The sequence below is a fragment of the Cellvibrio sp. KY-GH-1 genome (genome assembly GCF_008806975.1).
GTDB lineage: Bacteria > Pseudomonadota > Gammaproteobacteria > Pseudomonadales > Cellvibrionaceae > Cellvibrio.
Genome location: NZ_CP031728.1, coordinates 1,677,408 through 1,693,585 on the forward strand (window position 1 = coordinate 1,677,408; position 16,178 = coordinate 1,693,585).

Annotated in this window: 12 protein-coding genes and 1 tRNA gene; 1 reads left to right on the forward strand and 12 read right to left on the reverse strand. The window is 47.7% G+C overall.

Features of this window, described 5'->3' with window-relative positions:
* Window positions 1–207 precede the first annotated feature (207 nt).
* From D0C16_RS07165 to D0C16_RS07175, 3 genes are all read right to left on the reverse strand, one after another.
* Entirely contained in the window at window positions 208–1,794 is a 1,587-nt protein-coding gene (locus tag D0C16_RS07165; RefSeq protein ID WP_151031681.1) for a hypothetical protein, read from the reverse strand.
* A 465-nt stretch (window positions 1,795–2,259) separates the two neighbouring features.
* Window positions 2,260–4,137 (reverse strand): bifunctional diguanylate cyclase/phosphodiesterase, encoded by a 1,878-nt coding sequence (locus D0C16_RS07170; protein ID WP_191968660.1) that lies wholly within the window; start codon window positions 4,135–4,137, stop codon window positions 2,260–2,262.
* 330 nt (window positions 4,138–4,467) lie between these two features.
* Window positions 4,468–5,460 carry an alpha/beta hydrolase gene (locus D0C16_RS07175; protein WP_151031683.1) on the reverse strand — a complete coding sequence of 331 codons (993 nt, stop codon included), beginning with the start codon at window positions 5,458–5,460 and terminating at the stop codon, window positions 4,468–4,470.
* A 370-nt stretch (window positions 5,461–5,830) separates the two neighbouring features.
* Between D0C16_RS07175 and fusA the strand changes: the two genes are divergently transcribed.
* Window positions 5,831–7,924 carry an elongation factor G gene (gene fusA / locus D0C16_RS07180; protein ID WP_151031684.1) on the forward strand — a complete coding sequence of 698 codons (2,094 nt, stop codon included), beginning with the start codon at window positions 5,831–5,833 and terminating at the stop codon, window positions 7,922–7,924.
* A 315-nt stretch (window positions 7,925–8,239) separates the two neighbouring features.
* Here the strand turns inward: fusA and D0C16_RS07185 are convergent.
* The 9 genes from D0C16_RS07185 to thrS all read right to left on the reverse strand — a co-directional run bounded on the left by D0C16_RS07185 (window position 8,240) and on the right by thrS (window position 16,024).
* Window positions 8,240–8,316: transfer RNA gene (locus D0C16_RS07185), tRNA-Pro, on the reverse strand.
* A 152-nt stretch (window positions 8,317–8,468) separates the two neighbouring features.
* Entirely contained in the window at window positions 8,469–8,828 is a 360-nt protein-coding gene (locus D0C16_RS07190; protein WP_151031685.1) for a MerR family transcriptional regulator, read from the reverse strand.
* Window positions 8,809–9,117, reverse strand: coding sequence for an integration host factor subunit alpha (gene ihfA, locus D0C16_RS07195; protein ID WP_007642205.1), 309 nt, complete (start codon window positions 9,115–9,117; stop codon window positions 8,809–8,811). The genes D0C16_RS07190 and ihfA overlap by 20 nt, the downstream gene beginning before the upstream one ends.
* 12 nt (window positions 9,118–9,129) lie before the next feature.
* Window positions 9,130–11,499: a phenylalanine--tRNA ligase subunit beta gene (gene pheT, locus D0C16_RS07200; protein ID WP_151031686.1), complete on the reverse strand. Its 2,370-nt coding sequence runs from the start codon at window positions 11,497–11,499 to the stop codon at window positions 9,130–9,132.
* Between the two features lie 114 nt (window positions 11,500–11,613).
* The gene (pheS, locus tag D0C16_RS07205; RefSeq protein ID WP_151031687.1) at window positions 11,614–12,627 is read right to left on the reverse strand and encodes a phenylalanine--tRNA ligase subunit alpha; all 1,014 of its coding nucleotides are present in this window, start codon (window positions 12,625–12,627) and stop codon (window positions 11,614–11,616) included.
* A 176-nt stretch (window positions 12,628–12,803) separates the two neighbouring features.
* Window positions 12,804–13,163: a 50S ribosomal protein L20 gene (rplT, locus tag D0C16_RS07210; protein ID WP_039913342.1), complete on the reverse strand. Its 360-nt coding sequence runs from the start codon at window positions 13,161–13,163 to the stop codon at window positions 12,804–12,806.
* A gap of 35 nt (window positions 13,164–13,198) precedes the next feature.
* A complete protein-coding gene (rpmI, locus tag D0C16_RS07215) occupies window positions 13,199–13,396 on the reverse strand; it encodes a 50S ribosomal protein L35 (protein ID WP_007642209.1) in 198 nt (65 codons plus the stop codon).
* 61 nt (window positions 13,397–13,457) lie between these two features.
* Window positions 13,458–14,006: a translation initiation factor IF-3 gene (gene infC / locus D0C16_RS07220; protein WP_151031688.1), complete on the reverse strand. Its 549-nt coding sequence runs from the start codon at window positions 14,004–14,006 to the stop codon at window positions 13,458–13,460.
* Window positions 14,007–14,080: 74 nt separating this feature from the next.
* The gene (thrS, locus tag D0C16_RS07225) at window positions 14,081–16,024 is read right to left on the reverse strand and encodes a threonine--tRNA ligase (RefSeq protein ID WP_151031689.1); all 1,944 of its coding nucleotides are present in this window, start codon (window positions 16,022–16,024) and stop codon (window positions 14,081–14,083) included.
* Window positions 16,025–16,178 lie beyond the last annotated feature (154 nt).

Sequence of the window (16,178 nt, forward strand, 5' to 3'; positions counted from 1 at the left end):
AATACCTCATCAAAGCATCAATATCTTTCGCTTGCGCTTTAGTAACTTAGCTACCGCTTTGGCACAAACAGAGTCAGTCTGAATACATTGAAAATAAATCAGAGCAATTACATCGCACAACGGCAAAAAGCGGCCATTTACATAGGTGAATAGACCAAAAATTTAATCCATCAGCCTCTTCTCTCGGGATATCTAAAGACTACTTAGTTACTCTTCTTTAAGAATGGGCTTAATCCCATACCACATGCATTTCCATTTACCAAGCTGGAGTAAGTTGTCAACAATTTCGTAATCCACAAATTCTTTGGGCAAATAATCCCTAGCGTCCAAGTATTCAATCGCTAACTGTAGCGACTTTAGTTGTCTAAGCACCTCAATGAAATGTTTAACTTTTATGATCGGTATAGCTTTAGATTGAACATAAAAGCTTCCTATCCAATTCCTTGAGCCGACCGCTGAAGCAAATACAAAGCTACTATCAATTTTCAACACATCGTTAATTAGCTGACTATCGCCCTCATCAAATTTTTTCTTGATTTTTTCGGCTTGCTCAACTCCTTTTTGTAACTCTTGAGACCTTTCGAGCTGTTCACGCACTTCCGCAGGCTCAATAAACCACTTCAACTCAAATACAATACACGCCCGATTTTGTCTATCAATAATTGCGAAGTCTACATCTGTATCGCTTAATTTCCCAGACGAACACTCTAACCCCATATCTTCAACTGCTTCGCAAAGCTCCCTCCTCAAGACATCTTCTTTATCTTGAGTTAACTTTGAGTATGTCTTCTTTTCATCTTCAATCTGATTGAGCAAGACACAAAGATTCCGCTCAGCATTTGAATTGTTAAATATGAATGGCGACAGAGCAACTGACCCGTTTTTTAAATCTAGTATCGGTTGTATAGCAATATCTGGGTATTTAACCCCTACTTTTCCAAAAGTCAGGTAATCTAAAATACATTCAATTTTTTTTGAGCTCAATGATGTATATCGGATAAGCCTTTTCTTCAAATCTGTCATGGGCAATACCCATACAGCATCAGAATAACCCAATCCCGGTAGCCCTTTCATCGCGAGAAAAGTACGCGCAATATGTCTGCCAGTGAGGATTGCTTGGAGAGTTATATAGACCGATCTGAAATCACCAAACGTAAAATAATTGCACTCCCAATCACTCGGAATTTTGAAGCGAGGCTGAGCAAAGTGCGCATACTCATCCACCAGCTTTCTAACTAAAATAGGTGTCAAATTTAATTCAAATCTATTCTTCTTGGACGAAATGTGTGGATGTATTAATTCCAAAATTACTGCGGTGTCCAATATCTGTTCGGCTTGCTCACCATCTTTTCTAATCAATCTATTGTAAACTTCATATTGAGGTTCATTACTTTTCCAGTCAGTAGTTTCGATAGAATCATCTTTTATTGTGAGGGTTATCTTCTTTTTCCAATAGAGTGGGAAAATTGAACAAAAATTATTGTATACTAACGCCTTGTCAAGCCAATCATGGGAATAGCCATACTGATCGTCTATGACTTCTCTGATTATTTTTCCTGCTGAATTTCTATTTTTAAAATAGATTGCCCTTAATGGATGAGTCAATGCATTTAATGATGCATCCAAATATACATGTTGAAACTCATATTCCAGTGGTACGATTTGAGTCGCTTTGAGATATCTGTCCTCCATGACAGAGAGAATTGTCCACATGCTTTGTGCATAATCTACATCTAAAAGTTTATTATCGAAGAATGCATCATCAACCTCTTGCTCAACTACTTTGATATCCATTTATTTTTATTCCACTCATTGAATATAGTTTCAATTTTAGCGATATCGTTTCGCCATCATAACTTGTAAAGAAAACTCAGGATTCAACGCTTATCTTGATGACGTATTCCTAATATTGATCCCGGAAGCCTTGAGCCGTAGTAAAGTCCAACGTCCGCTTTGGGCACATTGCTGCCCTTGAAGGTTAGTACGGCTCGGAAACACTGCTTAGCCAATTAACTGTAATCCACAGGCTCAAGGCAAACCACCATACTCATAGCTTCTATCCGTAAACAATTACACAGGCTTACGTGTTAACGCAATACGTTCGGCAATGGAACGTTCGATTCTGGATTATTGGGAATAGTAAAGTCATTGGCGATGCACCGCCAACCAACGACTGGAAGGGGATTTTAACGGGAGGTTAGTGCGAAGGATTTAAGCTGATACCTAGCCTTAATAATTCAGTGCGCGGGAGCAGCTGAATCAGATTTGTTTTTTCTCTTGCTGATGCCACCATGCCAGATAATCCTCCGCGGGCATGGGTTTGGCGAACAGGTAGCCTTGCATTTCTTTAACGCCTAGCGCGCGCATTATAGTGGCCTGCCCTTCTGTCTCCACACCTTCTGCCACTGTACCCAAATTTAGATTGTTGGCGAGTTCGATAATGGTTTTGACGATGGCTACATCAGCGGGGTCGTGTTCAATTCCGCGTATAAATGATTGATCAATTTTAAGTACGTCAAGCGGGTAGGTTTTGAGCCGCGCAAGACTGGAAAAGCCGGTGCCAAAATCATCCATCGAAACCCCAACACCTGAGTCACGCAGTTGACGCAGGAATTCGGCGGTTTCAGCCGGCTTATTCATGGCGAGCGATTCAGTAATTTCTACTTCAAAACTACCTTTCGCTACCAGTGAACTAGCGGCATGAATTTCAGGCAGTAAGGACTCATCAAAAAATTGGCGCGGCGAAATATTCACACTCAAATGCATTGCCGGAAAAATTTTTTGCCACCGGGCAAGATGCTCTGCTGCAGTGCGCAGTACCCAACTGCCAATTGGCAAAATTAACCCGGTGTCTTCCGCAATAGGAATAAATTGCGCGGGACTGATAGACCCCAGTTCAGGGTGAAACCAACGCAACAAGACTTCACCACCACAAGGGTGACCATCAGCACTGACTCGCGGTTGAAAATACAATTGCAATTCGCCATTTGCCAGCGCATTGCGCAACGCGTTTTCCAACTGGAGCCGGCGAGTCAAGCGCTCGTTCATGGTGGCTTGGAAAAACTGGAAACGGCCACGCCCGGTTTCCTTGGCATGATACATCGCCATGTCCGCATGCTTGATCAGTGTTTCGGTATCCTCTCCGTCGCGCAGGTAAACAGCTACGCCCATGCTGGTATTAACGTGCAGGTCCAAACCTTGTAACAAATATTTTCCCGCCATCATTTGATGCAGTCGCTTAACCGCAGCCAGTAAATCATTTTCATCCTGCAATTGCGTGAGCACTACCACAAATTCATCGCCACCAAATCGTGCAACGGTATCCTCGCGCCGAGCGATGGCGGTAAGCCGTTCTGCGCAGGTCATTATGAGCGCATCACCCAGCGCGTGGCCATGACCATCGTTGACGGCTTTGAAACGATCGATATCAAACATGACAACAGCAACCATCCCGCCGCGCCGCTGTGCCTGCGCTATGGCCTGTCTGGTCCGGTCTTCCAGCAAGCGACGATTAGCCAAACCAGTAAGTGGGTCGTGCATCGCCTGATCCGCCAGCAATTGCGCGTTGACTTGCTGTTCAGCCAAGGAAGCCTTGAGGCCGTTAAGCAAAAAGGCGCAGGCGGCGGTTAGCGCCGTGTCTATGAGCATAAAGTTGATGGTAATAGCGGCCCAGCGCAATAGCGGCGGTATCGCGAGATTAAACCCAACGCTGTCCGCCTGAAAAAAATAACCGATGGCCATCAAGGTCGCGCCATTAAGCAGTAGGCACAGAATTGCGGTACGCAAGGAGAAGAGCAGCACCGCCAGCACTGGCATGGCCATTAGATAAATCTGGCTGGCATAGCCGATGGAAATGAGCAAGCAAACGCTGATCATGTAAATCAGCCCCAGCAATTGCACTACTCGCCACCGATAGGACCAGTTACGTTTTGCATGCAACAAATGCAACCAGCTAACCGCGATGATATCGGCACAGACCAGAATCCACAGCTGCTCGTAAATCGCAAGCGATATGCTGGGCAGCCCGACTACCCAGGCAGCAACGAGCAACACGCCCAGCAGGCGATCCAGCAGGCGCTGACGCCAGATTGCAAGCGCGGCAGTATCTTCAGATGTATCAAGATCAGTCTGGGGCAAATTCGTTCTCGGCAAGGTTAAGTACGGCTCCATTCAATAAACATTAGCAGGAGTCATACACACCCCCGCGCAAAACGCGATTCAAGTACACCGGTAGGACTGCAATGCAAAGGAGAAGAAAAGGACGCTATCGAACAGCTTGGCGAATGGTTGGAACTCTATAGTTAAAACACGGATTTGAAAATGAGGGTTATCCCCCTTAACCTCAGGTATAAATACCTATAGCTAGTTATTTTTTCGTTGAGCATTGCCTTTCATGGCGACGGAACGTTTCCGCGGGAGCAACTTCCGTTTCACCCCGCGGTTGAGATTACCTGTGACTCACTTTCGTCACTGACTTAACCAACCATTCACTGTAATCCACTCCAGAATCGGCGCCTGCCAACGATCTCGCGGGATCAGAAAAAATCCGTGATCACCTTTCTCGAAGAAATGTGCCTGCGCCGGAACACCCGCCTCTTTCAACGCCTCAAGAAACAGAATGGAATTTTTTACATCGACCAATTTATCGTCCATCGCATGGAGCAACAGCGTGGGTGGAGTGTTGGAATTTACATGAAGCTCATTGGAAAATTCATTAATGCGTTCTTTGGCTGGGTTATCGCCCAGCAATGCTTTGCGTGAATCCAAATGAGTGACTTTTGAATCCATGCTGATCACCGGGTAAACCAGCACCAGAAAATCAGGACGTAAATTGATGTTATCGGAATTAGTAATTTGCGGTTTATTGAAATGCGTCGCGAGGGTTGAGGCCAAATGGCCGCCGGCAGAAAAACCAATGGCGCCAATTCGATTCGAATCCAGATTCCATTGACTGGCATGGGTGCGCGCGAATTTCATCGCCTGCTGCGCGTCCTGCAGCGGCCCTATGGATTTATCCAGCATCCATAAGTCATTGGGGATTCGATATTTCACGACAAAGGCAGCTATGCCGTGATCCACAAAATAGCTCGCCTGCTGAACCCCTTCGTAGTCAAACGATAGCCCCCAATAGGCGCCCCCAGGAAAGATGACCACACTGGCACCGGTTGCTTTCACTTTTGCGGGCAAGTACACCTGAATATAGGGGCGGGAAACTTTCTGTATCCAGCCGGTGCCCGCACCGGTTTCTTCATCTGCTGCCGGTTTTGAGTTGGGAATCGCTCCGTCGCCGTACAAATTAAAGGCTTGCATTGAGGGAGGAAATAAAAACGCCGGATCACTTGAAGACAACTCCACTTTCTGATCATTTTTGCGCGAAATATTTTTTTCCTCTGCAAAAACAACCAACGAAGCAAACACTATCAAAACACCTGCAGATACTCGGGACAGCCATTTATTCATTGTGAACCCTACCAATCTTGTTAAAGGAGTGGAGCCGAGTGCCCCACGGAAAACCCGCGTCTGATTTGCCATAGCGGTTGATTGCGCGCCGGAAAACATAACTACCCAACCTACTAACTGCTCTTACCCGACCACCAATCCAAGTTACGATTATTGGGGACTTACTAACGGAGTTACAGAACCTGGAATGCTTTTGCTTGCTATAAAGTCCCCCCCCCAACAGACACCATATCACCGCTTACTGACCCAAAACTGCAAAACTATCAGCGTAGACTCCATTTTTTGAGGCATTCTCAGATAACTTCCTGTATATTACGCCGCTATTTTCCAACCCGGCTAATTTTAACCCTGCAAACATAAAGAGAGTCCTATGGCTGCTGACTTATCCCTATACAGAAATATCGGTATCTTCGCCCACGTGGACGCCGGTAAAACCACTACCACTGAGCGTATCCTCAAGCTCACCGGTAAAATCCACAAAATCGGTGAAGTTCACGAAGGTGAATCGACTACTGACTTCATGGTGCAAGAAGCCGAGCGTGGCATCACCATTCAGTCAGCAGCGGTAAGCTGTTTCTGGAAAGGTCACCGCTTTAACGTTATCGATACCCCCGGACACGTTGACTTCACCGTGGAAGTATATCGTTCGTTGAAAGTTCTGGACGGCGGCATCGGCGTATTCTGTGGTTCTGGTGGTGTAGAGCCGCAATCAGAAACCAACTGGCGCTATGCGAACGACTCTAAAGTTTCTCGTTTGATCTTCGTAAACAAGCTGGACCGTATCGGTGCCGACTTCCTGCGCGTTACCGAACAAGTACAAAACGTACTTGGTGCCAAGCCATTGATCATGACCCTGCCTATCGGCCGCGAAGATACCTTCGTAGGCGTAGTAGACATCCTGAACCGCAAAGCGTTTGTATGGGATGACTCAGGCCAACCAGAAAACTACAAAGTAGTCGATATCCCAGCTGACATGGTTGACGATGTTGAGCTGTACCGCGGTCAACTGGTTGAGACTGCTGTAGAGCAAGATGACGACCTGATGATGGCTTACATGGAAGGCGAAGAACCTTCTATTGAAGACCTGAAGCGCTGCATCCGTAAAGGTACCCGCGATCTGGCATTCTTCCCAACCTTCTGTGGTTCAGCTTTTAAAAACAAAGGTATGCAACTCCTGTTGGACGGCGTTGTTGACTACCTGCCAGCTCCAACCGAAGTTAACCCGCAGCCTTTGACTGACGAAGAAGGTAATCCAAACGGTCAATTTGCTCTGGTTGATCCAGCTGAGCCGTTCCGCGCACTGGCGTTCAAAATCATGGACGACCGTTTCGGCGCCCTGACCTTCGTACGCGTTTACTCAGGCGTGTTGAACAAAGGCGACACCATCCTTAACTCGTTCACCGGCAAAACCGAACGTGTTGGTCGTATGGTGGAAATGCAAGCAAACGACCGTACCGACCTGACCACCGCACAAGCCGGTGACATCATTGCGTTGGTAGGTTTGAAGAACGTGCAGACCGGTCACACGCTGTGCGATCCAAAACACGAATGTACTCTTGAACCAATGATCTTCCCTGAGCCAGTAATTTCTATTGCTGTAACTCCGAAAGACAAGAGCATGATCGAGAAGATGGCTACTGCCATCGGTAAACTCGTTTCTGAAGACCCAACCTTCCGCGTTGAAACCGATCAAGATTCTGGCGAAACCATTCTGAAAGGTATGGGTGAATTGCACCTGGATATTAAAGTGGACATCATGAAGCGCACCTACGGTGTTGAGCTGAATGTTGGTCAACCACAAGTAGCCTACCGCGAAACCATTACCCGCGCGATCGAAGACAGCTACACCCACAAGAAGCAATCAGGCGGCTCTGGTCAGTACGGTAAGATCGACTACCGCATCAACCCAGGCCAACCAAACACTGGCTTCGTGTTCAAGACCTCTGTTGTTGGTGGTAGCGTTCCGAAGGAATTCTATCCAGCGATTGAAAAAGGCTTTGAGTCTATGATGGGCACTGGCCCATTGGCTGGCTTCCCGGTATTGGACGTTGAAATTGACCTGTTCGACGGTGGATTCCACGCCGTGGACTCTTCTGCAATCGCGTTCGAAATCGCCGCTAAAGGCGCTTTCCGTCAATCCATGCCAAAAGCTGGCCCACAACTGCTCGAGCCAATCATGAAAGTGGACGTGTTCACTCCGGAAGATCACGTAGGTGATGTGATCGGTGACTTGAACCGTCGTCGCGGCATGATCAGTGGCCAGGAAGCTGGCGTAACTGGCGTACGTATCAAGGCTGAAGTACCGCTGTCAGAAATGTTTGGTTACATCTCTACACTGCGCACCATGACCTCTGGTCGCGGCCAATTCTCTATGGAATTCGCTCACTACTCTCCATGCCCATCCAACGTGGCTGAAGCAGTAATCGCGAAAGAGAAAGAAAAGAAAGCTGCTGCTAACAAGTAATTTTTAGTGTGCACTAAAGAGCCCCGCCAGTGAAAACTCGCGGGGCTTTTTATTAAATAAAAATTTGCCTGGTGCGAATGAGCATCAATTAATTCAACGGCAAAATATTTTTCAAAAGATAATTCAATCCGAGACCCGCACAGACAACAAACACCAGTGGCGTTTAACTTTAATAGCGGGCATGGGAATTCATAGAAAAACTGAGAGGGCAGAGTAAAAAGTACGAGACATGAATATTTTGAACAGCAAGGAAATGCAAAAACCAAAAACAAAAAAAGCCCGCAAGATGCGGGCTTTAATTTTAAGCTTTAAAAATGGTCGGAACGGCGGGATTTGAACCCACGACCCCCACACCCCCAGTATGGTGCGCTACCTGGCTGCGCTACGCTCCGATATATTTTTTACGATCCAGAACGAATCTGCACCGTGAAGGCTCGGCATAATACCTTAATTTATTGCTAATGCAATCAAAGAATTACAGATTTAATTAGCTGAGATTATGCAGCAGTCAATTCGAATAAATTCACATCTACCGCCCAAAGCTTTATTTAATTTTAAGCAGGTCGAGTAAGTGTTCAAGGTCATCAATCATTCGCACAACTAATTGATTCAACTGGCCTGTTTCTGATTGACTGGCATCACTGGTCATTTGCAAACGAGCGCCGCCGATAGTAAACCCTTGATCATATAAAAGGCTGCGGATTTGGCGAATCGTCAATACATCCTGACGCTGATAATAGCGACGATTACCACGCCGCTTTACGGGATTTAACTGGGGAAACTCCTGCTCCCAATAACGCAACACGTGCGGTTTGACAGCGCATAACTCACTGACCTCACCAATAGTGAAATAGCGTTTTCCGGGAATTACGGGAAGTTCGTCGTTATGACTCGGTTCCAACATAAGCTTCTACTCGTGCCTTAAGTTTTTGTCCTGGGCGAAAGGTAACCACGCGACGGGCGCTAATAGGAATTTCCTCTCCCGTCTTGGGATTACGACCCGGACGCTGGCTTTTATCACGCAACTCAAAGTTACCAAAGCCAGACAATTTAACCTGTTCGTTATTTTCCAAAGCATGGCGAATCTCTTCAAAGAAGAGTTCCACCAGCTCTTTCGCTTCACGCTTATTGAGGCCGAGATCCTCATAAAGTTTCTCGGCCAAGTCTGCTTTGGTCAGAGCACCGTCCGACATAGTTATTATTCCCTATCTGAGGGTGGCAGAAAAATGCACCCCCAGATACTGAACAATCGAGTCTATGGAGGCGTTGATCTCATCTTCATTAAGAGTGCGTGAAGGATGCTGAAAGGTCAACCCCATTGCGACACTTTTTCTATGTGGATCAATACCTTTGCCCATATACACGTCAAAGACCTTTAAGTCTGTGAGATGTTCACCAGCCTGACTTCTCACCGCCGTCAAGAGTTTGTCAGCGGCCAAATTACGGTCCACCAGCAACGCCAGGTCACGGCGAACCTCGGGAAATTTGGATAATGGACTAAACGCCGGAATACGAGCACCTAACAGGGCTGACAAACGCACTTCAAACACATAGACAGACTGAGGAATACCCAACTGCTGTTGCAAGCCTGGATGTAAGGCACCAATGACCCCTTGCCATTCACCATTGCGATAAATGCCCGCAGTTTGCCCCGGATGCAACGCGGGGTTGTTATCAGGCGCAAAATTGAAAGCCACCTCATCTCCAGATAGCGCCAGCAGGGACTCCAGATCGCCTTTCAAATCAAAGAAATCCACCGTTTCAGCGACGTTGGCCCAAGATTCAGGATCTCGAGCACCATAGATCAAACCTGCCAGCATAGGCTCCTGCTTCAAGCCACCCACCTCGGGTACAAAGCGCAACCCGGACTCAAACAAGCGTGCACGGCTTTGTTGGCGATTCAGGTTGTGACGTAAAACACTAACCAACCCTGGAATCAAACTGGTACGCATAGCAGCCATATCCGCACTAATTGGATTACGCAGAATAACCGGCTCAACCTTAGGATCAAACAAAGCAGACAACTTCGGATCGATAAAGCTATAAGTGATTGCCTCTTGGTAGCCACGCGCAATTAATTGTTTACGCAACGCAGGCAAACCCATTTTGGCTTCAGGATGAGGTTCAATGTCTAGTGGTGCCGCAAGGCTTCTTGTCGGTAAGCGATTATATCCGTACACACGAGCGAGCTCTTCCAGCAAGTCCGCCTCAATCGAAATATCAAACCGATAGCTGGGTACCGCAAACGTCCAACCTGCTACCGATTGGGAAACCAGTTTAAGCCCCAGGCGAGACAGAATATCGACCACCTCGTCGTCAGCCATTTCCAGACTCAAACCACTAACAATGCGCGCCTTACGCAAAGTCACTTCACGCTCTTGCGGCAACTGATCGTTGCTGACATGCACCAACGGGCCCACATCACCACCCACAATGTCCAACAATAATTGTGTGGCACGCTCAATCGCTTCGACCTGCAAATTGTAGTCAACACCTCGTTCAAAGCGGTGGGACGAGTCCGTATGCAAGCCATAAGAACGAGCACGACCCGCAATGGCCAAGGGGTTAAAGAAAGCACTCTCAAGGAATATTTCGCGCGTACTGGCAGACACTGCACTAGCCTTGCCACCCATTACGCCAGCGATAGCAAGCGGAGCTTTTTCATCGGCGATAACCATGGTATCAGCGTTGAGCTTCACTTCTTGGTCATCCAACAACACCAAAGATTCACCCTGGCGCGCGAGTCGCACATGAATTGAGCCGTTTAGAGTGGACAAATCGAAGGCGTGCATTGGCTGCCCCAATTCAAGCAACACATAATTGGTGACATCCACTACCGCATCAATGCTACGCAAGCCGGAGCGCACCAACTTGTCTTGCAACCATGCCGGACTTGGGCGGGTAATATCGATGTTGCGGATAACTCGACCGACATAGCGGCTACAGGCGGAACCCGCCTCAAGATGCACAGGAAAAGAGTCAGCAATCGTCGCAGAGTTCGTAACAATAGCAGGCGCAGTAACAGGCGCGCGATTTAATACACCTACTTCACGCGCGATCCCTTTTACGCTCAAACAATCACTGCGATTAGGTGTTAAATCAACTTCGATTAACTTGTCATTCAAATTGAGATAATCACGCAGGTTTGCACCTACTGGCGCATCGGCTGGCAATTCCCACACCCCGGAATCATCATCACCAGCCTTCAACTCAGTTTGGCCACACAACATCCCAAAGGATTCAACCCCGCGCAGCTTGGCTTTTTTGATATCAAACTCAGGCAGTTTTGCACCAATCGTCGCAAATGGAATCTTGATTCCTACACGCGCATTCGGCGCACCACAAACTACCTGTGACAACCCTTCAAGGCCTGCAACTTGGCATACACGCAATTTGTCGGCATCAGGGTGCTGCTCACAGCCAACAATCTCGCCAACAATTACGCCACTGAAATCGCCCGCCACGGATTCAACGGCATCCACTTCCAAACCGGCCATTGTTAATTGTGCGACCAACTCATCGGTACTTATCTCAGGGTTAACCCATTCACGCAACCAGGATTCACTGATTTTCATATTCTTGTCTCTGTAGCCCGCATGGAGTGCAATGCAATGCGGGACTGAAATCTGCTTAAACTTTTATTCCCGCATTTCGCTTAGCTGCATGACGGGCTAGGATCAAACTTAACGCTAAAATTGTTTTAGGAAGCGCAAATCATTTTCGAAAAACAGGCGCAAATCGTTAACGCCATAACGCAACATTGCAAGGCGCTCTACCCCCATACCAAAAGCAAAACCGGTAAAGGTTTCCGGGTCTACACCACTGGATTTAAATACTTCCGGATGCACCATGCCGCAACCACCAACTTCCAACCAACCCGTGTTTTTACACATACGGCAACCCCTGCCGCGACACTGAGTACATTGAATATCCATTTCTGCTGAAGGTTCAGTGAACGGGAAATACGAGGGACGGAAACGCACTGGAACATCTGCCTCAAAAAATGCTTTAAGGAATTGATCCATGGTACCTTTCAAATCAGCGAAGCTGATATTTTTATCAACCACCAAACCTTCAACTTGATGGAACATCGGCGAATGAGTTACATCTGAATCGCAGCGATAAACACGCCCAGGGCAAATCACGCGAATCGGTGGTTGTTTGTTTTCCATTGTGCGAACTTGCACGGGTGATGTGTGAGTGCGCAACACATGAGTATCATCAACATAAAAGGTATCGTGCATTGCACGAGCCGGATGATGAGAAGGAATATTTAGTGCTTCAAAATTGTGGTAGTCATCCTCAATCTCCGGACCTACCTCAACGCTATAACCCACTGCTGCAAAAATTTCTTCAATACGCTGCAAGGTACGCGTTACTGGATGCAAACCGCCGGTGTGCTGGCCGCGACCAGGCAAGGTTACATCAATTACTTCGCTGGCAAGTTTTGCATCAATCGCGGCTTGCTCCAGCTCTTCCTTGCGCACATTAATCGCGTCTTGCACTGTATCTTTTGCTTTATTAATTTCTGCACCAGCCGCCGGCTTTTCTTCGGGTGGCAACTTACCCAAAGTTTTCATCAGTGCAGTAATACTGCCGTTTTTGCCGAGATAATCCACGCGGACTGAATCCAGCACCGCCAGATCTTGAGCTTCGTTAACCAATTTAAGCGCTTCTTGTGTGAGCGCAGCGAGATTTTCCATCTGCTTATCCAATTAAATTCGATATGAATTAAAAATACATTCAGGTGCATGCGGCGCTATCGATAAAAAGCCACCATAAATCGATAGAAAAATCGCCATAAAAAAAGGGAGGAACCAAAGCCCCTCCCCTTCATCGCGTTCACAAAAACCCTCACGGGTTTTCGGTTGTTGGACGATTAAGCAGCCAGAGCTGATTTAGCCTTCGCAACAACTGCAGCAAAAGCTGCTTTGTCATATACCGCCAAATCAGCCAGTACACGACGATCAAGAACGATGCTCGCCTTTTTCAAGCCAGCAATCAATTGGCTGTAGGTCAAACCTTCAGCGCGAGATTGAGCATTGATACGAGTGATCCACAGAGCGCGGAAATTACGCTTTTTAACGCGACGATCGCGGTAAGCATACTGACCGGCTTTGATAACCGCTTGTTTAGCAACACGGAATGTACGCGAACGTGCACCGTAGTAACCTTTAGCAGCTTTTAAAACTTTCTTGTGACGACGACGCGCCTCTACACCACGCTTAACACGGGCCATAATTCAATCCTCTACAAAATTCTCAAAAAGCGCTATTAGATAGCACGGAACAAACGTTTTACGCGTGGTACATCGGCTGCATCAACGATGCTGGTGCCGCGCAGTTGGCGCTTACGCTTGGTCGTCATTTTGGTCAGGATGTGGCTCTTGTTAGCGTGCTTGAACTTGAAGCCCGCGCCAGTCTTTTTGAAGCGCTTGGAAGCGCCGCTGTGTACTTTAGCTTTGGTTGCCATGTGATAAAACTCCACACATCTAGGTAAATAATATAAATAATCAAGGCAGCTAAAAGCCCGACTATTTTCTCTTTTTGGGAGCGAGCACCATGGTGAGCTGCTTACCTTCCATTTTGGCAGCCTGCTCTACGGCGCCCATCTCAGCCAGGTCTTTCTCGATGCGCTGCATCATTTCCATCCCCAACTCTTGATGGGCAAGCTCGCGGCCACGGAACTTTAACGTTACCTTGGCCTTGTCCCCATGCTCCAGGAAGCGTAGCAGGGCTTTTAACTTCACCTGATAATCCGCTTCCTCCGTCCCTGGGCGAAATTTCATTTCTTTGATCTGCTGCTGCTTTTGCTTTTTCTTGGCAGCTGCTTTGGTTTTCTTGATCTCAAACAAGTGCTTGCCGTAATCCATAATCTTACAGACTATTGGATCGCTATCAGCAACGATTTCCACCAAATCCAGTGTCGCCGCTTGAGCCTGCGCCAAAGCATCACTCAAGGCAACAATACCTACCTGTTCACCTTCGGCATTGATTAAACGAACCTGTTTGGCTTCGATCTGATCGTTGATCCGCGCTTTTTTAGAATTGCCTTTGGCCGCGGGAGCGTTATCTCGTTTGATAGTTGTATCTCCAAATAATTAATAGGAACGAATCTTTCTCACTTTTTTTCGCATCCAGGTCCCAAAACCCGATTTTACGCAGAAATATTTCTGCCTCGACGCGCTATATCGGCGGTCAAGTGCTCGATGAAAGCTTCCAGAGTCATTACACCCAAGTCTTGTCCGTCCCTTGTGCGAACCGCAAGTGATTGATTTTCAACCTCTTTATCGCCAACGACGAGCAGGTAGGGTACCCGCTGAATTGTGTGCTCGCGGATTTTAAAGCCGATCTTCTCATTTCTCAAGTCAGGAATCACGCGGATACCCTTATCTCGTAAGGTTTTTTCCACGAATTTGACGTATTCACCCTGGTTATCAGTGATATTCATCACCGCAACCTGGGCTGGCGCCAACCAAACAGGAAATGAACCCTCATAGTGTTCGATCAGGATTCCCAGGAAACGCTCGAAGGAACCGAGGATGGCGCGATGCAACATAACCGGACGCTTACGGGCATTATCTTCCGCCACATATTCAGCATCCAGACGCTCGGGCAACACGTAATCAAGCTGGATAGTACCGCACTGCCAAGAGCGACCAAGGGCATCTTTGATCTGGTACTCAATCTTTGGACCATAGAACGCACCTTCACCCGGTAACTCTTCCCACTCCAGACCCGCTGCGCGCAATGCGGTGCGCAAGCCCTCTTCCGCCTTATTCCAGGTTTCCAGGGTTCCCGCATATTTTTCCGGGCGCAGGGACAGCTTTACCGCAATATCGGTAAAGCCAAAGTCGTCATAGACAGACTTGAGCATTTGGTTAAAAGAAGATACTTCGCTGATAACCATGTCATCAGTACAGAAGATATGCGCATCATCTTGCACAAAACCGCGCACGCGCATAATGCCATGTAACGCACCTGAGGCCTCATTGCGATGGCAAGAACCGAATTCCGCCAAACGCAGTGGTAAATCTTTATGCGAGCGCAAACCGTGGTTGAAGATTTGAATGTGCCCCGGGCAGTTCATCGGCTTAACCGCGAAATCGCGCTTTTCCGACTCAGTGGTAAACATGTTGTCGCGGTAGTTTTCCCAGTGACCGGATTTCTCCCACAGGGTGCGATCCATAATCAGCGGCGTTTTTACTTCCTGATAACCCCACTCATTTTGCTTGGCACGCATGTACTGTTCAATTTGCTGCCACAGCGTCCAACCCTTGGGATGCCAGAACACCATGCCCGGCGCCTCATCTTGCAGGTGGAACAAATCAAATTTTTTCGCCAGTTTGCGGTGATCGCGTTTGGCAGCTTCCTCGAGCAGATTCAAATAGGCTTTTAATTGCTTGGCATCGGCAAACGCGGTGCCATAGATGCGCTGCAACATTTTGTTATTGGAGTCACCGCGCCAGTAGGCGCCAGACACACGCATCAATTTAAAATTCAAGCAAAAACGCATATTGGGCACGTGCGGACCACGGCACATATCGACGTATTCTTCATGGTGATACAGACCCGGGGTTGCGTCTTTGGGTACGTCGCGATCCAGGATTTCCAACTTATAAGTCTCGCCGCGCGCCGTGAACACATCATAAGCTTCCTGCCAGGTCGCTTTCTTTTTCACAACGTCATATTCGGTTTTCGCCAACTCCAGCATGCGCGCTTCCAGACGGGCGATATCCTCGTCAGTCAGCTTTTGCTCAAGGTCGATGTCGTAATAAAAGCCGTTGTCGATGGTTGGGCCAATGGCCATTTTTACATCGGGGAACAACTGCTTGATCGCATGACCGAGCAAGTGGGCGCAGGAGTGGCGGATAATTTCCAAACCGTCTTCGTCTTTCGGGGTGAAAATCACCAGATCCGCATCTTCAGTAATCAGGTCGTGCGCATCAACACGCTGGCCCGTGGTATCACCATTTAAAAAGATGCGACCACCAAGGGTAGCTTTAGCCAAGCCGGCGCCAATAGAGGCAGCCACTTCATAAACAGATACGGGATTTTCGAATGGACGTTTGGAACCGTCGGGGAGAGTAATAACAGGCATGATAAATCCTTGGTCAGTGGTGACCCCTACCAAAGGTCACATGAGTAATCGAACAGAGTAAACATCAGGTAACCGCACCTACGATTGTGCGGGTCGGCGAGTATAGGGGACTTGGGGAAGCCGAGGCAACCTCGACTCGATGACGCAGCGATTA

Bases quoted from the DNA above. Each gene is read 5' to 3' on its own strand.
- D0C16_RS07175 (WP_151031683.1), bottom strand. From the start codon at position 5,460: ATGAATAAATGGCTGTCCCGAGTATCTGCAGGTGTTTTGATAGTGTTT.
- pheT (WP_151031686.1), bottom strand. From the start codon at position 11,499: ATGAAAATCAGTGAATCCTGGTTGCGTGAATGGGTTAACCCTGAGATA.
- ihfA (WP_007642205.1), bottom strand. From the start codon at position 9,117: ATGTCGGACGGTGCTCTGACCAAAGCAGACTTGGCCGAGAAACTTTAT.
- D0C16_RS07165 (WP_151031681.1), bottom strand. From the start codon at position 1,794: ATGGATATCAAAGTAGTTGAGCAAGAGGTTGATGATGCATTCTTCGAT.
- fusA (WP_151031684.1), top strand. From the start codon at position 5,831: ATGGCTGCTGACTTATCCCTATACAGAAATATCGGTATCTTCGCCCAC.
- pheS (WP_151031687.1), bottom strand. From the start codon at position 12,627: ATGGAAAATCTCGCTGCGCTCACACAAGAAGCGCTTAAATTGGTTAAC.
- rplT (WP_039913342.1), bottom strand. From the start codon at position 13,163: ATGGCCCGTGTTAAGCGTGGTGTAGAGGCGCGTCGTCGTCACAAGAAA.
- thrS (WP_151031689.1), bottom strand. From the start codon at position 16,024: ATGCCTGTTATTACTCTCCCCGACGGTTCCAAACGTCCATTCGAAAAT.
- rpmI (WP_007642209.1), bottom strand. From the start codon at position 13,396: ATGGCAACCAAAGCTAAAGTACACAGCGGCGCTTCCAAGCGCTTCAAA.
- D0C16_RS07190 (WP_151031685.1), bottom strand. From the start codon at position 8,828: ATGTTGGAACCGAGTCATAACGACGAACTTCCCGTAATTCCCGGAAAA.